The sequence below is a fragment of the Luteibacter sp. PvP120 genome (genome assembly GCF_054055715.1).
On sequence record NZ_JBSRXP010000001.1, the window covers coordinates 661541 to 684324 of the forward strand.

Annotated in this window: 22 protein-coding genes and 1 tRNA gene; 15 read left to right on the forward strand and 8 right to left on the reverse strand. The window is 67.9% G+C overall.

The window, feature by feature from the left end:
- Positions 1 to 45: 45 nt before the first annotated feature.
- The 5 genes from ACVKN3_RS02500 to ACVKN3_RS02520 all read left to right on the forward strand — a co-directional run bounded on the left by ACVKN3_RS02500 (position 46) and on the right by ACVKN3_RS02520 (position 3194).
- On the forward strand, positions 46 to 501 hold the full coding sequence (locus ACVKN3_RS02500) for a hypothetical protein (RefSeq protein WP_354512675.1): 456 nt from the start codon (positions 46 to 48) through the stop codon (positions 499 to 501).
- Entirely contained in the window at positions 488 to 889 is a 402-nt protein-coding gene (locus ACVKN3_RS02505) for a hypothetical protein (RefSeq protein WP_354512673.1), read from the forward strand. Before ACVKN3_RS02500 ends, ACVKN3_RS02505 begins: the two co-directional genes overlap by 14 nt.
- A 188-nt stretch (positions 890 to 1077) precedes the next feature.
- Positions 1078 to 1153, forward strand: a tRNA-Ala gene (locus tag ACVKN3_RS02510).
- A gap of 133 nt (positions 1154 to 1286) precedes the next feature.
- On the forward strand, positions 1287 to 2699 hold the full coding sequence (locus ACVKN3_RS02515) for a chloride channel protein (RefSeq protein WP_354512671.1): 1413 nt from the start codon (positions 1287 to 1289) through the stop codon (positions 2697 to 2699).
- Positions 2700 to 2708: 9 nt separating this feature from the next.
- Positions 2709 to 3194 carry a low molecular weight protein-tyrosine-phosphatase gene (locus tag ACVKN3_RS02520; protein ID WP_354512669.1) on the forward strand — a complete coding sequence of 162 codons (486 nt, stop codon included), beginning with the start codon at positions 2709 to 2711 and terminating at the stop codon, positions 3192 to 3194.
- Here the strand turns inward: ACVKN3_RS02520 and ACVKN3_RS02525 are convergent.
- Genes ACVKN3_RS02525 through ACVKN3_RS02550 form a run of 6 tightly spaced genes read right to left on the reverse strand, consistent with a single transcriptional unit; the run spans position 3191 to position 9269 of the window.
- A complete protein-coding gene (locus ACVKN3_RS02525) occupies positions 3191 to 4270 on the reverse strand; it encodes an SAM-dependent methyltransferase (protein ID WP_354512667.1) in 1080 nt (359 codons plus the stop codon). The genes ACVKN3_RS02520 and ACVKN3_RS02525 overlap by 4 nt on opposite strands.
- On the reverse strand, positions 4267 to 5055 hold the full coding sequence (locus tag ACVKN3_RS02530) for a DUF1295 domain-containing protein (RefSeq protein ID WP_354512665.1): 789 nt from the start codon (positions 5053 to 5055) through the stop codon (positions 4267 to 4269). Before ACVKN3_RS02530 ends, ACVKN3_RS02525 begins: the two co-directional genes overlap by 4 nt.
- Positions 5052 to 6287 (reverse strand): cyclopropane-fatty-acyl-phospholipid synthase family protein, encoded by a 1236-nt coding sequence (locus ACVKN3_RS02535; protein ID WP_354512663.1) that lies wholly within the window; start codon positions 6285 to 6287, stop codon positions 5052 to 5054. Before ACVKN3_RS02535 ends, ACVKN3_RS02530 begins: the two co-directional genes overlap by 4 nt.
- Positions 6284 to 7054, reverse strand: coding sequence for a DUF1365 domain-containing protein (locus tag ACVKN3_RS02540; RefSeq protein ID WP_354512661.1), 771 nt, complete (start codon positions 7052 to 7054; stop codon positions 6284 to 6286). Before ACVKN3_RS02540 ends, ACVKN3_RS02535 begins: the two co-directional genes overlap by 4 nt.
- Positions 7051 to 8316, reverse strand: a complete 1266-nt coding sequence (locus tag ACVKN3_RS02545) for an NAD(P)/FAD-dependent oxidoreductase (protein WP_285401497.1) — start codon at positions 8314 to 8316, stop codon at positions 7051 to 7053. Before ACVKN3_RS02545 ends, ACVKN3_RS02540 begins: the two co-directional genes overlap by 4 nt.
- A gap of 2 nt (positions 8317 to 8318) precedes the next feature.
- A complete protein-coding gene (locus ACVKN3_RS02550) occupies positions 8319 to 9269 on the reverse strand; it encodes an acyl-CoA desaturase (protein WP_354512658.1) in 951 nt (316 codons plus the stop codon).
- A 151-nt stretch (positions 9270 to 9420) separates the two neighbouring features.
- Between ACVKN3_RS02550 and ACVKN3_RS02555 the strand changes: the two genes are divergently transcribed.
- From ACVKN3_RS02555 to pdeM, 10 genes are all read left to right on the forward strand, one after another.
- On the forward strand, positions 9421 to 9981 hold the full coding sequence (locus ACVKN3_RS02555) for a sigma-70 family RNA polymerase sigma factor (RefSeq protein ID WP_285401495.1): 561 nt from the start codon (positions 9421 to 9423) through the stop codon (positions 9979 to 9981).
- A complete protein-coding gene (locus ACVKN3_RS02560; protein ID WP_285401494.1) occupies positions 9978 to 10715 on the forward strand; it encodes an anti-sigma factor in 738 nt (245 codons plus the stop codon). Before ACVKN3_RS02555 ends, ACVKN3_RS02560 begins: the two co-directional genes overlap by 4 nt.
- 75 nt (positions 10716 to 10790) lie before the next feature.
- The gene (locus ACVKN3_RS02565; protein WP_354512656.1) at positions 10791 to 12281 is read left to right on the forward strand and encodes a GGDEF domain-containing protein; all 1491 of its coding nucleotides are present in this window, start codon (positions 10791 to 10793) and stop codon (positions 12279 to 12281) included.
- A 3-nt stretch (positions 12282 to 12284) separates the two neighbouring features.
- Positions 12285 to 12761: a hypothetical protein gene (locus ACVKN3_RS02570; protein WP_354512654.1), complete on the forward strand. Its 477-nt coding sequence runs from the start codon at positions 12285 to 12287 to the stop codon at positions 12759 to 12761.
- Positions 12758 to 13354, forward strand: a complete 597-nt coding sequence (locus ACVKN3_RS02575) for an IMPACT family protein (protein WP_285401491.1) — start codon at positions 12758 to 12760, stop codon at positions 13352 to 13354. The genes ACVKN3_RS02570 and ACVKN3_RS02575 overlap by 4 nt, the downstream gene beginning before the upstream one ends.
- A 73-nt stretch (positions 13355 to 13427) precedes the next feature.
- Entirely contained in the window at positions 13428 to 15191 is a 1764-nt protein-coding gene (locus ACVKN3_RS02580) for an ABC transporter transmembrane domain-containing protein (protein ID WP_354512652.1), read from the forward strand.
- A gap of 59 nt (positions 15192 to 15250) precedes the next feature.
- A complete protein-coding gene (locus ACVKN3_RS02585; RefSeq protein WP_354512650.1) occupies positions 15251 to 16273 on the forward strand; it encodes a ligase-associated DNA damage response exonuclease in 1023 nt (340 codons plus the stop codon).
- Positions 16273 to 17871, forward strand: a complete 1599-nt coding sequence (locus ACVKN3_RS02590; RefSeq protein WP_354512648.1) for an ATP-dependent DNA ligase — start codon at positions 16273 to 16275, stop codon at positions 17869 to 17871. Before ACVKN3_RS02585 ends, ACVKN3_RS02590 begins: the two co-directional genes overlap by 1 nt.
- On the forward strand, positions 17828 to 20266 hold the full coding sequence (locus ACVKN3_RS02595; RefSeq protein ID WP_354512646.1) for a ligase-associated DNA damage response DEXH box helicase: 2439 nt from the start codon (positions 17828 to 17830) through the stop codon (positions 20264 to 20266). The genes ACVKN3_RS02590 and ACVKN3_RS02595 overlap by 44 nt, the downstream gene beginning before the upstream one ends.
- Complete coding sequence (gene pdeM / locus ACVKN3_RS02600; RefSeq protein WP_354512644.1) at positions 20263 to 20910, forward strand: ligase-associated DNA damage response endonuclease PdeM; 648 nt, start codon at positions 20263 to 20265, stop codon at positions 20908 to 20910. Before ACVKN3_RS02595 ends, pdeM begins: the two co-directional genes overlap by 4 nt.
- A gap of 100 nt (positions 20911 to 21010) precedes the next feature.
- Here the strand turns inward: pdeM and ACVKN3_RS02605 are convergent, their stop codons facing one another.
- Both ACVKN3_RS02605 and ACVKN3_RS02610 read right to left on the reverse strand, forming a co-directional pair.
- The gene (locus ACVKN3_RS02605) at positions 21011 to 21727 is read right to left on the reverse strand and encodes a copper homeostasis protein CutC (protein WP_354512642.1); all 717 of its coding nucleotides are present in this window, start codon (positions 21725 to 21727) and stop codon (positions 21011 to 21013) included.
- Between the two features lies 1 nt (position 21728).
- Positions 21729 to 22760: a N(4)-(beta-N-acetylglucosaminyl)-L-asparaginase gene (locus ACVKN3_RS02610; protein WP_354512640.1), complete on the reverse strand. Its 1032-nt coding sequence runs from the start codon at positions 22758 to 22760 to the stop codon at positions 21729 to 21731.
- Positions 22761 to 22784: the final 24 nt, after the last annotated feature.

Consider the following 22784-nt stretch of genomic DNA (forward strand, 5'->3'; position numbering starts at 1 on the left):
TGCACATTCGCAGACATATCACCATCGATTACGGAGAAAACCGCCATGCCCCTTCAGTCCCGCTTATCCACCGCGCCAGACCTGCCCATGGTCGATCAGAACAAGGTGACCTTGTTCTGGCTGACGACGGCCGTGGGCGCCGTGCTTTTTGTAGCCTTCCAGTTGTTCTTCTACGTCAACGGCTTCGTGAGGGCGCATGGATTGACACCGGCGATAACGTTCGAGCCGGGCATCCTGTGGATGTTTTCCGCGTACTACGGTTGCTGGATCGTCACGGTGCTTCTCACGCTGATCGGAACCCGAACGGCTCAGTGGATGGCCCTGGTCCTCGGTAGCCTGCTTGTTGTCCTGAATACCCTTGGCGGTATCTCCGACGGGTTGCGCGACGGCTGGTACGTTGGATTCTCGGCAGTGCTCTTCATTACGCTGCCCGGCGTTTTCGCCGTGGTAGCCACCTGGCTTCGCGTGAAAAGCAAAGGAAACGGCCATGTCGATCGATAGTTCCAATTTCCCGTTGGTCTGGATGAAGCTCACGGACGAGCCAGGACACGACCACGAGAAGGACTTCGCCGAATTCGAGGCCAATTTGCAGCGTGGAGAGCCCTTCGTGCTCTTGACCGATTCCGCACCTGCCGAAGACCATGAGCATTCTCCGGAAGAAAAGAAACGCACCGCACTCTGGATGAAAAAGAACAAGGTCGAATTGCGAAGGCTCGTCCTGGCAATGATCCTGATCGAAGCCAACCCGGCGAAGCGCCTGGGTTTCAGGGCCTTTTCGGTCGTCTTTGCCAAGTTCTGGGGCTACCCGCTACTTCTTGCTGCTTCACACGAGCAGGCGATGGACATGGCGAGAGAACTGCTTCCAAAGAGCGGAAAGCCATCTCAATGATGGATCCTGCTGGCGTCCGTGCTCCCATGAAATCCTGGTGCTGCGGACCGAGGAACTGACCGGCGTGTCCCTGTACGGAGCACTGGGTCGCTGCCGTGTTCGGCTGCGTTGGGCATTTTGAGCCTCCCACGCCCTTTCAAATCGACTGTTGGCAGTCACGGAGATGGCTGATATCATTCGCCGGACGTGGGGCGGTAGCTCAGCCGGGAGAGCGTCGCGTTCGCAATGCGAAGGTCGGGAGTTCGATCCTCCTCCGCTCCACCATGTCATTCCAGACAAAAGCACGCGGTGTCCTTCACCGCGTGCTTTTTTCATTTCAGACAGGTCGTTCATCTGCCAGCCAGCTACAAAGCGCGGTAACGCGTAGCCTTGTCGCATCCCTGTTCGGCTACCCACCATGACCGATCCCCTGCATCCGCCCCATGACCGGGCGGCCATCCCACTTGCGCCCTCGCTCGACCCCACGCTCGCGCAGGAACACATGCGCAGCCGGCTGCCGCGCGTCCGCCGACGCCTGGTCGCCACCACGCTGATCGCCATGGCCCTGGCTGCCTTCGTCGCGCTCATCGCCCATGCGCTGACGCGGCTGATCGCACTGGTCACGCATGTGGCGTTCTTCGGCGACTGGAGCACGACCTGGGTGAGCCCGGCGCACAACCACCGCGGCGTCTGGGTCATCCTGATTCCCGTCATCGGTGGCTTGCTCGTCGGCGCCATGGCGCGCTGGGGCTCGCGAGCCATCCGCGGGCACGGTATCCCCGAAGCCATGGAGCAGGTGCTGACCAACGAAAGCCGGATTCCCGCCCGCATGATCTGGCTGAAGCCGGTGTCCTCGGCCATCGCCATCGGTACCGGCGGCCCGTTCGGTGCGGAGGGCCCGATCATCGCCACCGGTGGTGCCCTCGGTTCCTTCATCGGGCAGTTGCTGCCGGTGACCGCGGATGAACGCAAGACGCTGCTTGCGGCCGGTGCCGCGGCGGGTATGGCTGCCATCTTCGCCGCGCCCCTCGCCGCCGTGCTGCTCAGCATCGAGATGCTGCTGTTCGAGCGTCGCGCGCGCTCGCTGGTACCGGTCGCCATGGCTGCGGCGACCGGCACCGCCGTCCGCTTCGCACTCGAAGGCCCGGGCCCCGTGTTCCCGATGGCGGCGCTGCTGCCCGCCTCGGTCACGGCGCTGGCGGTCTACACCCTGCTGGGCCTGCTGTTCGGCGTGATCGGCGTCGGCGTGACCCGGCTGGTATACGGTCTGGAAGACCTCTTCGAGCGCCTGCCGATTCACTGGATGTGGTGGCCGGCCATCGGCGGTATCGCCGTGGGTGTGGTGGGTTACCTGGTGCCCTCCACGCTGGGCGTGGGCTACGAGAACATCGTCGCCGTGATCGGCGGTCACCTCGGTCTCGGCGCGTTGGCCCTGCTCGCCTTCGCCAAGCTGGTGTCGTGGTCGATCGCGCTGGGCAGCGGTACGTCGGGCGGCACGCTCGCACCCTTGTTCACCATCGGTGGCGCACTCGGCGGATTGCTCGGCATCGCCCTCGCCCACTGGCCCATCGCCCAGGTCGATCCGCGCATGGCGGCGCTCGTGGGCATGGCGGCGCTTTTCGCCGGGGCGGCACGCGCCATGTTGACCGCTGCGGTGTTCGTGTTCGAGACCACCATGCAGCCCCACGCGTTGCTGCCACTGCTCGCGGCGAGCGTGGCGGCCTATCTCGTCTCCGGCCTGCTGATGCAGCACACGATCATGACCGAGAAGATCGCACGGCGTGGCGTGCACGTGCCGACCGACCTCGTGCCCGACCGCCCTTTGCATTAAGGTCGCCCGATGAAAAATACACCTGCCGTCCTGTTCGTCTGCACGGGCAACATCTGCCGCTCACCCACGGCCCATGCGCTGCTGGTGCACAAGGCCGCCGCGTTGTCCTGGGATGTCCGCGTGGACAGCGCCGCCGTCACCGGCGAGGAAATCGGCAATCCGCCGGACCCACGCGCCCTGACCGAACTGAAGCGCCGTGGCGTCGCCATGCCGCCGCACCGCGCCCGACGTGTCACACCCAGGGATTTCACCGACTACGACCTGGTTCTGGGCATGACTGCGGGTCACGTGCAGGCCCTGCGTCGCCTGGCGCCGGACGCCGCCGAGGACAGGATCGGCCTGCTGATGGATTTTGCCGGCAACGCGGACGGTATCGATGTGCCAGACCCGTGGTACGGCTCGGCGAAGGATTTCACGCACGCGTTCGACATGATCGAACGCGGCGTAGACGGCGTCATTCGCCAGCTTCGCGCTGCAGGCGCAACGGTCGACTAGCCCCTCACGAACCGGTAGTGAGCCACCAGCCATTCCTGCCCGCGGTCGTAACCGAACAGTTCGGCGCACGACATCCAGAAGATCCGCCAGCGCTGGAACCACAACCCGGCCGCATCACCATACGCCTCGCGCAACACGGTCATCACCTCGTCGCGCGCGGCATCCTGGTTGGCCAGCCAGTGGTTGGCCGTGCGCTCGTAGTGGGTGCCGTCCACGTGCCAGCGGTCCTCGATGCGCAGGTCGCGCTGGAACCACAACAGCGTGTCCGACGCGGGCATCAGTCCACCCGTGAAGAAGTGCCGACCCATCCAGTCGTTGTCACCATCCGTCTCGAACGGGTACATGAACTGGCGGTGGGCGAAGATGTGCACGAACAGCTTGCCGCCCGGACGTAGCCACGTGGCTACGCGCGAGAGCAGCGTCTCGTAATTGCGCATGTGCTCGAACATCTCTACCGACACGCAACGGTCGTAGCCGTTCGCGTCCAGCTCCAGCGTGTTCACGTCGTTGGTGATGACCTTGACGTTGTCCAGGCCCAGCTCCGCACAACGTGCCTCGATATGCCGGCGCTGGCCGCTGGAGTTGGATACCGCGGTGATGCGCGCGTTCGGATAGCGCCGCGCCATCCACAGCGTGAGCGAGCCCCAGCCGCAGCCCAGCTCCAGGATCGACTGGCCGTCGGCCAGTTCCGCGCGGCGTCCGTACACCTCCAGCATCGCCTCCTCTGCCTGCGCCAGGCTTTCCGCACCGGACGGATACAGGCAGCCGGAATACTTCAGGCGCGGCCCCAGGCACAGCTCGAAGAAACGTGCGGGAAGCTCGTAGTGCTGGCCGTTGGCCGCATCGGTATGCACGGCGACAGGGCTCTGCCGCAACGCGTCGATACGCTTCTGGTAGCGCGCGGCCACGGCGGACAGCCCGCCCTCGCCTTCCTCGCGCAGGCGCGCCGCGCAAAGGCTACGGATACCGCGGCGAATCAGGGCGTCAGGCAGCATGCCCCGCTCGGCAAGACCGAGCAGGCCGCCGGCAGCGCGATCCTCGCGGGAGTAACCGTTGGCTTCGGCTGTCGTGTTCATGCGTCGTCGCTCTTTCGGGAAGGAAACCAGGGGAAGAACATGGGCGTGTCGCGCTGGTAGCGGCGGTATTCCTCGCCGCGCGAACGCAGCGCCTGGGTTTCCGTATACGGCACGCCGCTGACGAAACGCAGGAACAGGAACATCACCACCGGACCACTGAGGGCAAGCCACCACACGGGCGAGCCGACCGCCAGCACCACGTAGGCAAACCAGTGCAGCCACTCGAAGAAATAGTTCGGATGCCGCGAATAGCGCCAGAGGCCGTCGCGACAGGTCTTTCCCCGGTGCGTCGGTTCGGCGCGGAAGCGGGCCAGCTGGCGATCGGCGAGCGACTCGCCCGCTACGCCGATCACCCATATCGCGATCGCCACGACGATCATCGGCAGGTTGGCCTCCGGGTTGGCGGCCACGGCCGTGAAGGGCACGGCGAACATCGCCACCAGGAACGCCTGGAACTGGAAGAAACCGAAGAACTTGCCCTGGTGACCCTGCCAGTGTTCGCGCAAGGCGCGGTAGCGGCCGTCCTCCGGCTCACCCCGGACACGTTTCCACAGGTGCCATGCCAGGCGGACACCCCAGGCGCCGCCGAGCACGGCCAGCACCGCACGGGTAAGCGGTGCACCGGCGCCGGCCAGGGCAGCCCACACGGCCGACCCGCCCACGCCGACCGACCACAGTACGTCGACGATGCCGGCGTTCTTCTTCCGCCACTGCCATGCCCAGCCCGCGGTCATCACCCAGGCGGCGACCAGCCAGATCACCAGGAAGGTATGCCAGACGCTCATGCGAGCCTCGGCTTTTCGAGGAGCAGGTGCGACACGCCGATGGATCGCTCGATGAAACCGCCTTCGCAGTAGGCGAGGTAGAACTCCCACATGCGCATGAATCGCGTGTCGAAGCCCTGCTCGCGCACGTCGGCCAGGCGCGCCATGAACCGCACGCGCCAGGCATGCAGCGTGCGTGCGTAGGAGGCGCCGAAGTCCTCCAGCCGCACCAGCGCGAGATCGGATGCGCGTGTCTTCGCCGCCAGCATGCCCTGCACCGACGGGATGAAACTGCCCGGGAAGATGAATCGCTTGATGAAGTCCACCGAACGCAGGGCCTGCGCGTAACGGTGGTCCTCGATGGTGATGGCCTGGAGCAGCACACGCCCGCCGGGACGCAGCAGGCTGGCGATCTTGGCGAAATAGGTTTCCTGGTAGGCCGCGCCGATGGCCTCGATCATCTCGATCGACACCACCTTGTCGTAGCTGCCGGTCAGGTCGCGGTAATCCTCCAGCAGCAGGGTCACGCGGTCGCCCAGCCCGGCCTCGGCCACGCGCGTGCCGGCCAGCGCGAACTGCTCGCGCGAGATGGTCGTGGTGGTCACGTGGCAGCCGTAGTGACGGGCGGCATGGATGGCGAAGCCGCCCCAGCCTGTGCCGATCTCCAGCACCCGGTCGCCGGGCTTCAGGTCCAGCCACTGGCAGATGCGGTCCAGCTTGCGGGTGGACGCCGTTTCCAGGTCGTCGTCTTCACCCTCCCACAGCGCCGAGGAATACATCAGGTCGGCGGACAGGAACAGGCGGAAGAAATCATTGCCGAGGTCGTAATGGGCGGCGATGTTGCGCCGGCTGCCCACGCGCGTGTTTTCGCGCAGCGCGTGCCATGCCTTCATCGCCAGGCCGCCCACGCGCGCGAGTCCGGTTTCCATGCCATCGAGACGATCCCGGTTGCGCACCAGCAACCGGATCAGGCCGACGAGGTCGTCGCAGGTCCACAGGCCATCCATGAAGGCTTCGCCGGCGCCGACACTGCCGTTGGCCGCCACGGCCCGGTAGAAGGCCATGTCCTTCACGTCCAGCCTGACATCGGGCGCACCCTCGACGAACTCCCCCAAGGTGGTGCCCCCGAGCGCGTCAAGGATGGTGAGGCGGCCATGCCGGAGGCCCGCCATGCGTGACAGCAGCATGCGCCGCAGGAAGCGGTGGCTGCGCGAGTCGGCGATGAATTCTTCCGTGCGGGCGATGCGGTTCATGGTGGTGAGCCTTGCTTCATCGGGTGGTCGTGAACGGGGTTGCGCTTGAGCCACAGGCGCAGGGCCTGGAAATGGATGGCGCCGACCACCTGCGCGGTCATCAGGGGATAGCGCCAGAGCACGCGAGCCAGCGAGGCGGCACAAAGCGGCCGCCTATGCAGGGACAGGTGCGCGTCGAATTCACGCTCGCCGTCCCGCAGTACGTCCATGTGGACGCTCAACCGTACATCCGGCGCGGTGAAGCGCCAGCGGTAGGTGCGGTCCATCGGCATGAACGGTGACACGTGGAAGACCTTGTCGAAGTCGGCGTCGATGGCGTGGCCACCGGATGCCGTGACGGGCAGCACATAGGTATGGCGCTCGCGCCACGGCGTGTTGGTGATCTCGGCGACCACGCATTCCAGCGTCGTGCCGTCCACCGCATAGCAGTAGTAGAACGTGACCGGGTTGAACACGATACCCGCATAGCGCAGGTGGGTCAGCACGCGCACGGGGCCGGCGGGCCGGCGGCCGGTCACCTCGCCAGCCCGGTCGCGTACCGCGTCGGCCAGCGACGTGGCCGGGTCGCCGTAGTAATCCGACCGACGAAACTCGGCCACGTTGCGCCGGTTCGTCGACCACAGCCAGCGACCGGCGAACACCCGGTCCACTTCGTCCAGGTCCAGGAACAGCTGGGCCATGCGATAACGGAACGCATGCTCATGCGGCGCATGGCGATGGTGCGTCACCACGCCCTCGTACACCGCACTGGCAAGAGACGTGTTCACGCCACGACCTCGGCACGACGGGCGACCACGGCATCGAAGTCGTGCGCCAGTTCGACGGCGCTGCGCATGCCGTCCTCGTGGAATCCCCAGCCCCAGTACGCGCCGGCGAACCACGTGCGCCGCCGGCCCTGGATCTCGTTCCGGCGCGCCTGTGCCGCTACCGATGCGTGGGTATAGACCGGATGGTGGTAGGTCATGCGACGCAGGATGCGCGACGGATCGATGGCCTCGGTGCGGTTCAGCGTCACCACGAACGGTTCGGGCGCCTGGATACCCTGCAGCAGGTTCATGCAATAGCTGACCGTACAGGCCGCGCCCGGCCGGGCCGGAATGAAGGCGTTCCATGCGGCCCATGCCTTGCGCGAGCGCGGCAGCAACGAGGCATCGGTATGCAACACGGTCTCGTTGGGCTGGTAGGTCATGGCGCCTAGGACGGAGCGCTCGGCGCCATCGGCATCCCCCAGCAGCGCCAGCGCCTGGTCGCTGTGGCAGGCCAGCACGAGTTCGTCGAACGCGTGGGTGCCGCCGTGCGTTACCACCTCGACGGAGTCCGCGTGGCGCCGCACGCCCACCACCGGCGTATTCAGCCGCTCGGTCACGTGCCAGCGAGCGCGCAGCGCATCCACGTAGGTGCGGGAGCCACCCTCCACCACGCGCCATTCGGGGCGGCCCGCGATACGCAGCATATGGTGGTTGGCCATGAAGCGAACCAGGTACTTCGCCGGAAAGCCGAGGATCGACGACGACGGCGACGACCATAACGCGCAGGCCATCGGCACCAGGTGTTCGTCGCGAAAGGCCGCGCCGTAACCGTGGGCCTGGAGGTAATCGCCCAGCGACGGTCCCTGCCCGTCGACGTCCAGCAGCGCCGGTGCCTCGCGATAGAAACGGAACAGGTCGCGCAGCATGCCCAGGAAGCGCGGCGAGACCAGGTTGCGTCGCTGGCAGAACAGCGTGTCCAGCGTGGCGGCGTTGTACTCCAGGCCACTGGCCTCGCTGCGCACCGAGAAACTCATGGTGGTCGGCTTCGTCGCCACGCCCAGTTCGTCGAAAAACGCGGACAGCAGCGGATAGTGCGCCCGGTTGTGCACGATGAAACCGGTGTCCACGGCATACTCGCGCCCGCCCTGGACCACGCGATGGGTGTGCGTGTGTCCGCCGGGATAATCGTTGGCTTCGAACAGGGTGACGTCGTGGTGCCTCGACAGCAGCCACGCGGAGGCAAGTCCGGCAATGCCCGAGCCGACGACCGCAATGCGCATGCTCAACCCCTTGCCTTGACGGATACCCAGGCGGGGATCGGCTTCAGGTCATGCACCAGCCCCAGCCACGACATCACCACCAGGCCGTAGTAGGTCATGTCGATCTCCCACCAGCGAAAACCCTGGCGAACGGTGCCGGGGAAGAAGTGATGGTTGTTGTGCCAGCCCTCGCCGAACGTGATGAGGGCCAGCCACACATTGTTGCGGCTGTCGTCACGTGTATCGAAACGCCGCTTGCCGTACCGGTGGGCCAGCGAGTTGATGGTCACCGTGGCGTGGAACAGCACGGTGGTGGAAATGAAGAACCCCCACACCAGCATCTGCCAGCCATCCGTACCCAGGCCCGGCGCCACGTGCTGGAGCAGCTTGCCCAGCCCGAACAGGGCGATGGCCAGCACGACGGGAATGGCGGTATCGAAGCGATCGAGCCAGCGCAGTTCCGGATACACGGCCAGGTCGGGCACGCGCTCGATCTCGGTGCGGAAGCCACGGGGCGTCAGGAACCAGCCCGCATGGCTCCAGAGGAAGCCGTGCACGGAGGGCGAATGCGGGTCCAGCGTCGTGTCCGTGTGCCGGTGATGGTTGCGATGATGGGCCGCCCACCAGAGGGGACCACGCTGCACACAACTGGCACCGATGAGGGCGAAGACGAACTGCACCGCCCGGGATGTGCGGAAGGTGCGATGGGAGAAATAGCGGTGGTAGAAACCGGTCAACGCGAACATCCGCACGGCGTACAGCGCCAGCGCGACCCCTACCGCCACCGTCGACACACCCGTCCAGATCGCCCCGAAACACGCCAGGTGCATCACCACGAACGGCGAGGCGCGCAGCCAGTCGATCCGATCGGCACGGGCATCGTCGCCGGCATCCGCGACCGAGGTGTCGAACCAGCGGCGCCACGCTGCCTTGCGACGCGGCAGGGGGACGTTGCGGGTGGCGTCGATGGGCATGGGGACAGGGGCTCCTTGGGTTTCCGGATATATACGGGATGGTGCCGCAAAAGGATGCACATGCCCGGCTACGCTGCCCCCGACACCCGGTTCATGCTATAGATCGTGGTGCACCGTTGACCGGCCCCGTCCGACCAAGGAAACCCGACGCATGCCCGCCACCAGCCCCGCCGAGCGCGACGAGCTGAACCGATTGCTGCTACGCACCGCCGAAGGGGACGAACGCGCCTTCGCCGAGCTCTACCGCCGTACCTCGCCGCGCCTGTTCGGCGTCTGCCTGCGGGTGATGAACGATCGCGACGAAGCGGAAGAAGTGCTCCAGGAGGCCTTCGTCACCGTATGGAAGCGATCCGGGAGTTTCGATCCGGCCCTGGCCAGCGCGGTTACCTGGCTGCTGACCGTGGCCCGCAACAAGGCGATCGACCGCCTGCGCCAACGCCCGGACCTGCGCCAGGCGCACGATGTCGACTTCGACGCCCTGGTCGACGATCGCCCCGGACCCGCCCATGACGCGGAAAGCGACCAGGAGTACCGCCGCCTGCGCGCCTGCCTGTCCGAGCTCGAACAACAGCAGCGTCGCTCGATCCGTGAAGCCTTTTTCGGTGGCGCTACGTATAACGAGCTGGCGGAACGCGCAAAGGTGCCCCTGGGCACCATGAAAAGCTGGGTCCGCCGCGGTCTCCTGCAGCTCAGGGCTTGCCTCAATCCATGAACAGTACTTTCGAATCGGACAAGGACAACCTGCGGTATGCCGAGTACGTACTCGGCCTGCTGGATGCGGACGCGCGCGCCGCGGTCGCCAGGGAGGTGGAAACCAGCCCGGAGGCCGCCGTCGCCGTGGGCCTCTGGCAGCGACATCTCACGCCGCTCGCGCTGGAGATCGCCGACGAGGCACCGCCGGCCCACGTGTGGGCCGCGATCCGCAGGCGCCTGGGCCTGGATGCTGCGCCATCGCGCAAGCCCGACCGTGCCTGGGACAGCGTGGCACTGTGGCGCTGGCTCGGCATGGGCGCCACGGCCGTGGCCGCCTGCCTGCTGGTGCTGACCCTCACCCGTCCCGGCGTGCCGACCACGGCGCCGGTGGCGACGACGGCACCGGCACCGGCCACGCTGATGGTCGCCACCATCGCCACCGACCATGGCGTGGCCGGGTGGACAGCCACCATGGACATCGAACGTAGCGAACTGTTGCTCGTGCCCGCGACACCCGAGGCGATCGCCGCCGATCGCAGCACCGAACTCTGGCTGATCCCCGAAGGCGGCAAGCCCATATCGGTGGGCGTCTTCGCACCCTCCGATCCCAAGCGCATCCACCTGGACAAGTCGTTGCTCGACCGACTCGGCCCCACGGCCGCCCTGGCCGTTTCGCTGGAACCGTCGGGCGGCTCGCCCACCGGCCAGCCCACGGGCCCGGTCATCGCCAAGGGCGCCATTCGCGCGGCGTAGCCACCCGCAGGCGCTCAATCTTCCCTCATGCCTGCCGTTACCACTACTGCGTCGCAGGCCGGGAGAAGCACGCCAATGAAAGCGCTCATCGCCGCGGTCCTCATCGTCGCGGCCCACGTTGCCGGCCTTGCGCTGATGCCCTCGCGCGGCATGACCGTGTCCTACGTGTTCTTTTTCGCCGTGGCGTCGCTGGCCGTGGCTGGCACAGTGCGCGCGTTCCGGCGTTCGGGCACGCCCGGCGACCGCCGCTGGTGGCTGCTCACGGCCAGCCTGCTGCTTTGGACCATCGGCATGGGATTGTCCGCCCGGCAGGACTACACGCTGGACAACGCCAACCTGGCACCCGGCGACAGCATGTTCTTCTACATCCTCTACGTACTGCCGGTGCTGGTGGCGGTATCGTCCGCGCCGGTGGCGGCCCGCAAGTACTGGGCGCTGGGCATCGACCTGGTACTGGCGGCCCTGCTGGGCGTGCTGTTCTACGTGCGCACCTTCTCCATCGTTTCCCTCCAGGGCGCCATAGGGCCGCAACAAGCCATCGACGTGGCCTACATGCTCGACTTCGAGAACGCCTGCCTCGCGGTGGCGGCATCGTTGCGCTTCCTGGCCACGGACCGCGCCGACGACCACGCCTTCTTCCGTTCGGTCACCGCCTTCTTCGTCACCTATGCGCTAGCCGGCTTCTTCTACAACCACTTCGTCGCACTCGGCGGCAACCCGAATTTCGGCACGTCCCTGTGGGATGTCCTGCTCGACGTGCCCTTCCTTGCGCTCGTGACGACGATGGCGGCCCGCCTGCCGCAAAGGCACTGGCACGCGCCGGTCTACCTCGTCCGCTTCGTGCAGAGCGCCAGCCCCACCTTCCTGGCCATGAGCGTGCTCGGCTTCGGCCTGATGGTCATTCCCGGTTATCCCTCGCTGGGCATCGCGGGGGCGATCGCCGCGGTCATCGGCATCGGCCTGCGCGGCACCCTGGCGCAGGTGGACCTGGTGGAAGAAGAGTACCGACTCTCACGCAGCCGCGAGGAACTGCAGGGGCTGGTATTCATCGACAGTCTTACCGGCCTGGCCAACCGGCGCGCGCTGGACGAGCGGCTGTTGCGCGAGTGGCACCGCCCCGGCCAGCGCGAACCCATCGCCCTGCTGATGATGGACGTCGACTATTTCAAGGAATACAACGACCGCTACGGCCACCTCGCCGGAGACGACTGCCTGCGTGCGCTGGCGGACACGCTGACCGCACGCGGCCTGCGTCCCAGCGACTTCATCGCCCGCTTCGGCGGCGAGGAGTTCGCGGTCGTGGCCCCCGGCACGCGGCTGGACGATGCGCTGGCGCTCGCCGAGGATCTTCGTTCCCAGGTGGAGGCCCAGGCGATCCTGCACCCGACCAGTCCCTTCGGGATATTGACCATCACGATCGGCGCAGCGGCGATGCATCCGACCGCGAACAGCGGTCCGCTCGATCTGCTCAATGCCGCGGATCGCGCCCTGTACCGGGCCAAGGAAGCCGGGCGCAACCGTGTCGGCGGCGCCGTCGAACCCCGCCCTGCCACCTCGCGGGCCTGACGCATGTCGCGACGCTGGCTCTGGATCGCCGGTGCGGGCATCGTGCTCGTGCTGACCCTCGTGGGGGGCCTCGCCTGGCGCACGCGCGATGCCCGACCGCTGGAGCTGCGTCCCGAGGGGGCCTTGTCGGGATCGCCCGGCATCTCACCGGCGGGAAGCGTGCCGCCGCGGGCGACACCCGCCGTCGAAAGCCGCGCCCCTGTCGGCGGCGCGCCTGCGGCCGGCACGCCGCCACCTTCCAGCGCGGCACCCTTGTCCGGCCTTTCACCCCGCAGCGCAACGCGGGCGGGCGATGGCACGCCGCGGGACAAAGCGCGGTATCCTGCGACACCCGTGCTGCCACCGGACGATGCCGTCGGCGAGATCCGCCGGCTGCTCGGGCGCGGTGAACGCGCCGAGGCCTTGCGCCAGCTGCGTGACCTCCGTCGCCAGCACCCCCGTTACGACCTGCCCCAGGACCTGCTCGATATCCACCCATGAGTGTGCCGTTGGATACCCTCGCCGCATCGTGGCGGCATGAGGAAGACATCAGGAAAAGCCGTTTCCTCGCCCAGGCCGCCCCCGTGGCGTCGGCGGAAGATGCTCTCGCCTGGTTCGCGACCGCCGGTGATGCGAACGCCACGCACAACTGCTGGGCCTACCGGGTGGGCGACGCCTACCGCTTCCATGACGATGGCGAACCCGGCGGCACGGCCGGACGTCCCATCCTGCAGGCGATCGACGGACAGGGCTGCGACCGCGTGGCCGTGCTGGTGACGCGCTGGTACGGCGGCATCAAGCTGGGCGCGGGCGGCCTCGCCCGTGCCTACGGCGGCAGCGCGGCCGAGTGCCTGCGATTGGCCCCGCGCACGCCGATCGTCCCGGTCGGCCGGCTGGGCCTGCACTGCGACTTTGCCGAGCTGGCCCTGGTCACGGCACGGATACGCGACATGGAAGGAACGGTCGAGGACGAAACCTTCGTGGCCGACGGTGCCGACCTGGTCGTGAGTGCGCCGCTGGATCGCCTGGATGCGCTCGCGGCGCGTATCGTGGACCTCTCGCGCGGCCGGATCGCGCCGAGGCGCGTCGACTGAGCCGCGCCCGCACGTTGAATACGCCCTCGCCCGGCCCCATCCGGTGGCGGATGACTCACAGAATGGATCACGCATGACGGTCGAGCGCAGGGAAAAGTCGAAGAAGGTCGGCGTGCTCCGCAACCTCTGGCCATTCCTCCGTCCGCACAAGGGGTTGGCCATCGGCTGGCTGGTGTTCCTGGGGATATCCTCCGGCGCGTCGCTCACCCTGCCCGTCGCCGTGCGACACATCATCGACCACGGCTTCCTTGCCTCCAACCTGGCCTCCATCAACGGCACCTTCCTGGGCCTGTTCGGCGTCGCCATCGTACTGGCCATCGCCACGGCGGCCCGCTACTACTGCATCGCGCTGCTGGGCGAGCGTTCGCTGGCCGAACTGCGCAGCTCCCTGTACCGCCACGTCATCGGCCTGGACGTCGGATTCTTCGAAAGCACCCGCGTGGGCGAACTCACCTCGCGCCTGGGTACGGATACCGAGGTGGTGCAGACCCTGATCGGCTCCGGCATTTCCGTGGCGCTGCGCAGCGCGGTCATGCTGATCGGCGCCGCCGTGGCCATGGCCTGGACCAGCCCGCGCCTGGCAGGGCTCACCGCCCTGGTCATTCCTGCCGTGATGCTGCCCATCCTGGTGTTCGGTCGTCGCGTGCAGAAGCTGTCACGCTCCAGCCAGGATCGCATCGCGGATGCGGCGGCCGTCGCCAACGAAACCCTCAACGCGGCCCAGGCGGTCAAGGCCTATGCGCGCGAGCCCACCGAAAGCCGGCGCTACTCGGAGGCGATCGCCCTGGCGCTCGCCACGGCGCGTCGCCGTATCGGCATGCGCTCGCTGCTCACGGCGGCGGTGATCGTGCTGATCTTCGGCGCGATCACGCTGGTGCTCTGGGCCGGCGCGCGCGACGTCATCGCGGGCGAGCTCGCCCCAGGCGTGCTCAGCCAGTTCGTGCTCTATGCGATCTTCGCTGCCGGGTCCGTGGCCGGGCTTTCCGAGGTGTGGGGCGACGTGCTGCGTGCCGCCGGCGCGATGGAGCGTATCGGCGAGCTGTTCGCCGAAACCGCTACCATCGCCACGCCCGCCGCGCCGGAACCGCTGCCCACGCCCGTCACCGGCGCCTTGCGTTTCGACCACGTGCAGTTCCGCTATCCGTCACGTCCCGACGTGGCGGCGCTGTCGGATTTCGACCTGAGCATCGCGCCGGGCGAAACCGTGGCGCTGGTGGGGCCGTCGGGTGCGGGCAAGAGCACCGTGCTGAGCCTGTTGCTGCGCTTCCACGACCCGGTGTCCGGGTCCATCCGCCTGGATGGCGTCGACCTGCGCGCACTGGCCTTGCCGGAACTGCGCGGCGCCATCGCCCTGGTGCCGCAGGAGACCGTGATCTTCGGCGGCAGCGCCGCCGACAACATCCGTTTCGGCCGCGAGGACGCGACCGACGACGAAGTGCGCGAGGCCGCACGCCTTGCCGAAGCCGACGGCTTCCTTGCCGCCCTGCCCGACGGCTACGACGCGGCGCTGGGCGAGCGCGGGGTGCGGCTGTCCGGTGGACAGAAGCAGCGCATCGCCATCGCGCGGGCGATCCTGCGCGATGCGCCGTTGCTGCTGCTGGACGAGGCCACCTCCGCCCTCGACGCACAGTCGGAAGCGGCCATCCAGCAGGCGCTGGAACGACTGGAAAAGGGCCGCACCACCCTGGTGATCGCGCATCGCCTGGCCACCGTGCAGCGTGCCGACCGCATCGTGGTGATGGACGGTGGCCGCATCATCGCGCAAGGCACGCATGAATCGCTGCTGCGCGAGGGTGGCCTCTACGCGGAACTGGCGCGGTTGCAGTTCGTCACCTGAGCCATCGCGTTTCCGGCGTGCGCACGTCGCGTTGACGCGCGGCTACCTAACGTCGGCGGATGGACAGCGACGTGCTGCTACCCCGCCCCCAGGGCCTGTATTGCCCTGCCGGCGATTTCTACATCGATCCGATGCAGCCGGTGCCGCGGGCGGTGGTGACGCACGCCCACGGCGACCATGCGCGCTCCGGCAGCGGCCTCTACCACGTGGCGCGAGCCGGCGGCGGACTGATGCGTGAGCGGCTTGGTGCCGCGTCGGTCATCCAGGAATATGCCTACGGCGAGCGTTTCACGCTCGGCAACACTGTGATTTCGCTGCATCCGTCAGGCCACGTGCTGGGCGCCGCGCAGATCCGCATCGAGACGCCCGACCTGATTGCGGTGGTCTCCGGCGACTACAAGCGCGATCCCGACCCGACCTGCGTACCGTTCGAGCCGGTGCCGTGCGACATATTCGTCACCGAATCCACGTTCGGCCTGCCGATCTACCGCTGGCCGCCGATGTCCCGTGTCATCGACGAGATGCTGGCCTGGCTGGACGAGTGCGCGGCACGCGGCGTGCCCGCGGTACTGTTCTGCTACGCCCTGGGCAAGGCCCAGCGCATCCTCGCCGAACTGGCCCTGCGCACGGATCGCACGGTGCACCTGCACGGTGCCATGGTACGACTGGTCGAGGCCTATCGCGACGCGGGTGTCCGCATGGTCCCCACCCAGCCGGTCAGCGACTCGGCCAAGGGCCGCGACTTCGCGGGTGAACTGGTGATGGCGCCGCCCTCCGCGGCTGGCGCCCCCTGGATGAAACGCTTCGGTAAAGCGTCCACGGGGTTTGCCTCGGGGTGGATGCAGGTGCGCGGGGCGCGGCGCCGGCGTGGCTACGATCGCGGCTTCATCGTCTCCGATCACGCCGACTGGCCGGGGCTCATCCGCAGCGTCGAGGATTGCGGCGCGAAGCGTATCTACGTGACCCACGGCGACGGCGAGGCGTTGATCCGTTACCTGCGCGACAAGGGTCACGACGCGCGTGCGCTGCGCTCCCTGGGCGGCAGCATGCCCGACGAGCGCAGCAGCGAGGAAGGCGACTGATGCGCCGCTTCGCCCGGTTGTTCGAGGCGCTGGACCGGACGGCATCCACGACCGCCAAGCGCGAGGCCATGGCGGCCTACTTCGCCGATGCGCCCGCGGAAGACGCGGCATGGGCGGTGTACGTGCTGGGCGGCGGCAAGCTGAAGCGCACCGCCAGCTCGACCGAGATGCGCACCGCGCTGGCGATCGAGACCGGGTATGCCGACTGGTTGATCGACGACAGTTACCAGCATGTGGGCGACCTGGCCGAGACCATCGCGTTGATGTTGCCCGGTACCGACGACGACGAAGGCGAGGACACCGCCCTGCACGTATGGATGGAGGCGCGCCTGCCCTCGCTGGGCAAGCTGGAGGCCGGTGAGCGGATCGCCATGCTGCGCGAGTGGTGGCGGTCCACCCCGAAGGAACAGATCTTCCTCGTCAACAAGCTGCTCACCGGGTCGCTGCGTGTCGGTGTGTCGCAACGACTGGTCGTGCAGGCGCTGGCGCAGTGGTCGGAGCTTGCAACCGACCTCATCGCCCACCGCATGAGCGGCACGTGGAAACCCAGTGCGGACGCGTTTCGTGCACTGGCCGGACCCGAGCGCGACGACGAACACGCGGGTGAACGTCCTTACCCCTTTTTCCTGGCCTCGCCGCTGGAACAGGACGTCGATGCGCTCGGTGCGATCGACGGCTGGCTGGCCGAATGGAAGTGGGACGGTATCCGCGCGCAGCTCATGCGCCGTGCCGAAGGTGCACTTATCTGGTCGCGCGGCGAGGAGCGCATGGATGGCCGCTTTCCGGAACTGGAGCTGGCTGCGGCCGCCCTGCCCGATGGCTGCGTCATCGATGGCGAGATCCTGGCCTGGGCGCCGGACGAGGACCATCCGCTTTTGTTCGCCGCCCTGCAGAAACGTATCGGCAAGCTCAAGCCCGGCCCGAAGCTGCTGGCCGACACGCCGGTGCGCCTGATGGCGTACGACCTGCTGGAACTCGACGGGCAGGACCTGCGCGAGCGTCCGCTGGCGGAGCGACGTTTGCTGCTCGAACGCCTCATCGCATCGCATGGCCCCACGCTGGCGCTGTCGCCCGAAGTGCGCGCAAGCGACTGGACGACACTGGCGCAATGGCGCACCGAATCGCGCGAGCGGCGCACGGAGGGCCTGATGCTGAAGCGGCGCGACTCGCCCTATCGCGTCGGCCGCAAGCGAGGCGACTGGTGGAAGTGGAAGGTGGAGCCATACACGGTGGACGCCGTGCTGCTCTATGCCCAGCCAGGCCATGGCCGACGCTCAGGCCTGTTCACCGACTACACCTTCGGCGTGTGGGATGGCGAGACGCTGGTCCCTGTCGCGAAAGCCTATTCCGGCCTGGACGACGCCGAGATCGGCCGGCTCGATCGCTGGATCCGCGCCCACACCATCGACCGTTTCGGCCCCGTACGCTCGGTCGAACCCACGCATGTCTTCGAACTCGCCTTCGAGGCGATCCAGGCCTCCGGCCGTCACAAGGCCGGCGTGGCCGTGCGCTTCCCGCGCATCCTCCGCTGGCGCACCGATCTGGCAATCCGCGATGCCGATAAACTCGACGACCTCCGCCGCCTGGCGGCGGGCTGAGGCGCGCCTCGTCGCGTGGTTCGCCACGCAGGAGCGAAAACCCGCCGCCTTCCAGCGCGCGGCATGGCGCGCATGGGCCGAAGGCCGTAACGGCCTGATCCATGCACCCACCGGCACCGGCAAGACCCTGGCCGCGGCCGGCGGTCCGCTGATCGACGCGGTGCTGCGGCCGCAGACCGGGCTGCAACTGCTGTGGATCACGCCGCTGCGGTCGCTGGCCACCGACACCGCGCAGCATCTCACCGCCGCCGTCGAGGCGATGGAGCTGCCGTGGCGCGTGCTTCGCCGCACCGGCGACAGCGGCAGTGCCGAGCGTGCCCGCCTGCGCCGGGGGGCCTGCGAGCTGCTGGTGACCACGCCGGAAAGCCTCGCCCTGCTGCTCAGCTACCCGGATGCGCGCGAACGGTTCGCCTCGCTGCGCGGCATCGTGGTGGACGAATGGCATGAACTGCTCGGCAACAAGCGCGGCATCCTGCTGCAACTGGGGCTCACGCGCCTGCGCCACTGGCTGCCGCAGCTGCGCACCTGGGGCCTGTCGGCCACGCTCGGCAACCTGGACGAAGCCCTGCACGCGCTGTCCGGCGACGGCGTGCTGATCGGTGGCGGTGGCCGCAAGAAGACCGTGATCGAGACCGCCCTGCCGGAAGGCGGCGAGCGCTTCCCGTGGGCTGGACACCTCGGCCTGTCCCAACTGCCGCGTGTGTTGAAAGCCGTGCTGGACGCCCGCAGCAGCCTGGTCTTCGCCAATACGCGCTCGCAGGCGGAGCTGTGGCACGAAGCGCTGGCCTCGGTATGGCCGGAGGCACCCGAATCGCTGGCGCTTCATCACGGCTCGATCGATCCGAAGCTGCGCCTGGCCACCGAGGAAAACCTGCGCCAGGGCGCACTGCGTTGCGTGGTCGCCACGTCCAGCCTCGACTTGGGCGTGGATTTTGCCAGCGTGGAACGTGTGATCCAGATCGGCAGCCCGAAAAGCGTCGCCCGCCTTCTCCAGCGCGCCGGGCGCAGCGGCCACCGGCCGGGGCTGCCTTCGAAGATTCTGTGCGTACCCACCCACCTGCTCGAGCTGGCCGAGATCGCCGCCGCGCGACGCGCACTGGCCGAAGGTCACCTGGAGCCGCGGCACCCGATGCGCGGCTGCCTGGACGTGCTGGCCCAGCACCTGCTGACGATGGCGCTGGGCGGAGGCTTCACGGCCGACGAGGCCTACGCGGAGATCACCTCGTCGCTGGCCTACGCCTCGCTGCCACGCGAGCGTTTCGACGCCGTGCTGGCCTACCTGCGCACCGGCGGCTCGGCGCTGGCCAGTTATCCGGAGTACCGCAAGCTGGCCGATAAGGAAGGCCGCTTCCACGTCGAGAGCGGACGCGTCGCGCGCATGCACCGGCTGTCCATCGGCACGATCACCTCCGACGGCAGCCTGGCCGTGCGCTACATGAAGGGCGCGCGTCTGGGCACCGTCGAGGAAAGTTTCCTCTCCCGCCTGCGTCCCGGCGATCGCTTCCTCTTCGCCGGCCGTCACCTCGAACTGGTGCGCGTACGCGACATGACCGCCTACGTGCGCCCCGCACCCAATCGCCGCGGTGGCGTACCGCGCTGGATGGGCGGTCGGCTGCCGCTGTCGGGCGAGCTTTCCGACGAACTGCGCCGCACGCTGGCCGGCGAAGGACGGGAAGCCGAGATGCGCGCCCTTGCCCCCTTGCTGGACATCCAGCGCCGGCAATCCAGCGTGCCGTCCATGGATGCCACCCTGTGCGAGCGCACACGTACACGCGAGGGCGACTACCTGTTCGTCTACCCCTTCGCGGGCCGGCTGGCGCACGAGGGCCTGGCCGCCGTGCTCGCGCTGCGCCTCGCCCGCATCCAGCCGGGCGACTACGGCTACGCCGTCAACGACTACGGGCTCACGATCACGGCCGCGCGCATGCCCGCACTGGATGCGGAAGCGATGCGCATCCTGCTCCATCCGCAAGGCCTGCGCAGTGACATCCGTGCCAGCGTCAACCTGTCTGAGCTGGCAAAGCGACAGTTCCGCGAGATTGCCCGCGTCGCCGGGCTGGTCTTCAACGGCTATCCGGCGCACAACAAGACGATGCGCCAGTTGCAGGCATCCAGCGGACTGCTCTACGACGTGCTGCGCCGCCACGATCCGCAGCATCCCTTGCTCTGGCAGGCCGAGCGCGAAGTGCTCGACCAGCAGCTCGATTACACGCGCCTGCGCCATTGCCTGGTGCGAATTGCGCGCTCGCAGCTGTTGTTTAACGAGCCCAGGCGGCTCAGCCCACTGGCGTTTCCGCTGTGGGTGGAGCGACTGCGTGGCGGTATCGCCGCGGACGACTGGAAGAGCCGTGTCGAACGCATGCTGGCCAAGCTGGAAGCCGGGGCCGGACCATGAACACACTGGACATCGAGGTGGCCGGCGAAAGGCTGACGTTGCATGGCGAACGTGCGATCCACTGGTCGGCACGGCGCATGCTGATGGTCACCGACGTGCATTTCGGCAAGGGCGCGGTGTTCCGCCGCGCCGGCATCGCGGTACCCAGCGGCGACACCGACGACGACCTGGCACGCCTGGACGCGCTGATCGCCACGTTCCAGCCCGATACCCTGGTCGTACTGGGCGACATGGTGCACGGCGCCGCGACGGAACGCAGCGCGTGGGTGTCGCGTGTGCGCGCCTGGCGCGAGGCACATGCCGGGGTGGCGATGATCCTTGTTGCCGGCAACCATGACCGGCACTTCGACGTGGGCACGCTGGGCGTGGAGGTGCGGCCGGATCGCATGCATGCGCCGCCGTTCGTGCTGGCCCACCATCCCGAGCCGCATGCCGACGGATACACGCTATCAGGCCACGTGCACCCAGGCGTCGTGGTGCGCGACGGCTGGCGCAAGCATCGCCTGCCCGCCTTCGTCTTCGACCGCCACGTCGGCATGCTGCCCGCCTTCGGCACCCTCACCGGCCTGCACGAGACGCCACCCGCGCCCGGCCGCCGCATCGTCGCGGTGACGCCGGGTGGACTTTTGCCGGTCAAGGTCTAGAGCGCTGGCCTGGAGATGTTGTGCATGGCCTCGTTCGCTGTAGGTGGGCTGAGGGTTCGCCCACATCGTGGGCTCCTTCGCCCGCCCACATCGTGGGCTCCTACGCCAGCGCGGTGACGATGGCCCTTACCGTGTCCACGTCGGTACGCGTCTCGCCTGCGCCCATGCCCAGTGCGTCGGTCGGCGACCGCATGCCGGAAGGCAGGCGCTGCTTCGCCGACGCATGGAATTCCCGCGCACGCGTCGCCGCCCGCAGGTTGGCGGCGTTACCTGGCTCGATGCCTGCACCGGGCATCACCACGATGCGATCGCCGGCCTGCGTAACCAGCTTGGCGATCGACGACGCGCCCGCCACGGCACTCTGCATGCCGCCTGATGTGAGCACCCGCTCGAAGCCGAGATCGATGATGGTTTCCAGGGCTTCCCGGCGATCGGGCACCAGGTCGAAGGCACGATGGAAGGTGACACCCATCCTGCCCGCCGCACGCACGAACAAGGCGCACGCCTCGGTATCCACGTCGCCCTCCGCGGTCAGTGCCCCCACGACGACGCCGTCGCAGCCCAGGTCGCGGCAGTGCTCGATGTCGTCGAGCATGCACTCGATCTCGATGTTCTCGTAGAGGAAGTCGCCCCCGCGCGGCCGGATGAGGACATAAAGCGGGATGGTCAGGCCCTCGCGCGCGAGGACGATGGTGCCGTGCGAGGGGGTTACGCCACCCTCGTCCAGGCTGGCGCACAGTTCGATGCGCCCGGCGCCGCCTTCCTGTGCGGCGAACGCCGAGGCGACGGAATTGGCTGCCACTTCGAGCAAGGCCATCTCAGTAGGTGCTCTTGCCGGGATAAAGGGCATCTTGCTTCGCTGCGTCGCACACCGCGTAAGAGAACCCCTTCTGGATCGACCACGCGCCGACGTTGCCCTTCTTGTCCAGCGCGAGGAACCCGACCTGGAGATCCTTCGCCTGCGGCTTGCGCCGGAGGATACGTTCCACGGCCTCGCGGCAGGCGTCCTCCGGTGAGCGGCCCTGGCGCATCAGTTCGACGACCAGGAAGCTGCCGACATTACGGATGACTTCCTCGCCCACGCCGGTGGAGGTGGCTCCGCCGACGTCGTTGTCGACATACAGGCCTGCGCCGATGATCGGGCTGTCGCCGACACGGCCGTGCAGCTTCCACGCCATGCCGCTGGTGGTGCAGGCCCCGGAAAGATTGCCCTTGGCATCGATGGCCAGCATGCCGATGGTGTCGTGATTGCTGGCGTCGCCCGGCGTGCCGCCTGGACCGGCGTTGTAACTCTTCACTTCGCTGTTGGCCACCGGCTTGTACTTCGCCGACTTCAGCCACTCGTGCCAGGCCTTGTCCGACTCGGGCGTAAGCAGTTCCTCGCGGGGAAAGCCCTGCTCGAGCGCGAATTGCAGTGCGCCGTCGCCGACCAGCAGCACGTGCGGCGTGCGCTCCATGACGCGGCGCGCGACGGAGATGGGGTGCGCGATGTGCTCGATGGCCGCGACGGCGCCGCAGTTGCCGTTCTCGTCCATGATGCTGGCATCGAGCGTGACCTTGCCGTCGCGGTCGGGGTAGCCGGCGCGACCCACGCTGTGGTTGCGCAGGTCGGCCTCGGGCACGCGTGCGCCGGCTTCGACTGCATCGAGCGAGCGACCGCCGGCGGCAAGCACCTTCCACGCGGCCTGGTTGGCGGCCACGCCGAAGTCCCAGGTGGAGCACACGCGCGGCAGTGTGCCGCCGGCCGGAGACTGCTTCGCCGTACCCGCCACATCCGCCGCCAAACCCTTGGCAGTCAACGCCATGCCCGAAGCGACCGTCGCCCCCTGAAGAAACCGTCTGCGATCCATGGAACCCTCATGTACGACGACGCG

What these genes read in the sequence shown, in the direction of transcription:
- ACVKN3_RS02590 (WP_354512648.1), top strand. Translation starts at nt 16,273, where the DNA reads ATGCGCCGCTTCGCCCGGTTGTTCGAGGCGCTGGACCGGACGGCATCC.
- ACVKN3_RS02570 (WP_354512654.1), top strand. Translation starts at nt 12,285, where the DNA reads ATGTCGCGACGCTGGCTCTGGATCGCCGGTGCGGGCATCGTGCTCGTG.
- ACVKN3_RS02595 (WP_354512646.1), top strand. Translation starts at nt 17,828, where the DNA reads ATGCCGATAAACTCGACGACCTCCGCCGCCTGGCGGCGGGCTGAGGCG.
- ACVKN3_RS02560 (WP_285401494.1), top strand. Translation starts at nt 9,978, where the DNA reads ATGAACAGTACTTTCGAATCGGACAAGGACAACCTGCGGTATGCCGAG.
- ACVKN3_RS02500 (WP_354512675.1), top strand. Translation starts at nt 46, where the DNA reads ATGCCCCTTCAGTCCCGCTTATCCACCGCGCCAGACCTGCCCATGGTC.
- ACVKN3_RS02525 (WP_354512667.1), bottom strand. Translation starts at nt 4,270, where the DNA reads ATGAACACGACAGCCGAAGCCAACGGTTACTCCCGCGAGGATCGCGCT.
- ACVKN3_RS02530 (WP_354512665.1), bottom strand. Translation starts at nt 5,055, where the DNA reads ATGAGCGTCTGGCATACCTTCCTGGTGATCTGGCTGGTCGCCGCCTGG.
- ACVKN3_RS02535 (WP_354512663.1), bottom strand. Translation starts at nt 6,287, where the DNA reads ATGAACCGCATCGCCCGCACGGAAGAATTCATCGCCGACTCGCGCAGC.
- pdeM (WP_354512644.1), top strand. Translation starts at nt 20,263, where the DNA reads ATGAACACACTGGACATCGAGGTGGCCGGCGAAAGGCTGACGTTGCAT.
- ACVKN3_RS02575 (WP_285401491.1), top strand. Translation starts at nt 12,758, where the DNA reads ATGAGTGTGCCGTTGGATACCCTCGCCGCATCGTGGCGGCATGAGGAA.
- ACVKN3_RS02580 (WP_354512652.1), top strand. Translation starts at nt 13,428, where the DNA reads ATGACGGTCGAGCGCAGGGAAAAGTCGAAGAAGGTCGGCGTGCTCCGC.
- ACVKN3_RS02545 (WP_285401497.1), bottom strand. Translation starts at nt 8,316, where the DNA reads ATGCGCATTGCGGTCGTCGGCTCGGGCATTGCCGGACTTGCCTCCGCG.
- ACVKN3_RS02585 (WP_354512650.1), top strand. Translation starts at nt 15,251, where the DNA reads ATGGACAGCGACGTGCTGCTACCCCGCCCCCAGGGCCTGTATTGCCCT.
- ACVKN3_RS02565 (WP_354512656.1), top strand. Translation starts at nt 10,791, where the DNA reads ATGAAAGCGCTCATCGCCGCGGTCCTCATCGTCGCGGCCCACGTTGCC.
- ACVKN3_RS02610 (WP_354512640.1), bottom strand. Translation starts at nt 22,760, where the DNA reads ATGGATCGCAGACGGTTTCTTCAGGGGGCGACGGTCGCTTCGGGCATG.
- ACVKN3_RS02515 (WP_354512671.1), top strand. Translation starts at nt 1,287, where the DNA reads ATGACCGATCCCCTGCATCCGCCCCATGACCGGGCGGCCATCCCACTT.
- ACVKN3_RS02550 (WP_354512658.1), bottom strand. Translation starts at nt 9,269, where the DNA reads ATGCCCATCGACGCCACCCGCAACGTCCCCCTGCCGCGTCGCAAGGCA.
- ACVKN3_RS02555 (WP_285401495.1), top strand. Translation starts at nt 9,421, where the DNA reads ATGCCCGCCACCAGCCCCGCCGAGCGCGACGAGCTGAACCGATTGCTG.
- ACVKN3_RS02505 (WP_354512673.1), top strand. Translation starts at nt 488, where the DNA reads ATGTCGATCGATAGTTCCAATTTCCCGTTGGTCTGGATGAAGCTCACG.
- ACVKN3_RS02520 (WP_354512669.1), top strand. Translation starts at nt 2,709, where the DNA reads ATGAAAAATACACCTGCCGTCCTGTTCGTCTGCACGGGCAACATCTGC.
- ACVKN3_RS02605 (WP_354512642.1), bottom strand. Translation starts at nt 21,727, where the DNA reads ATGGCCTTGCTCGAAGTGGCAGCCAATTCCGTCGCCTCGGCGTTCGCC.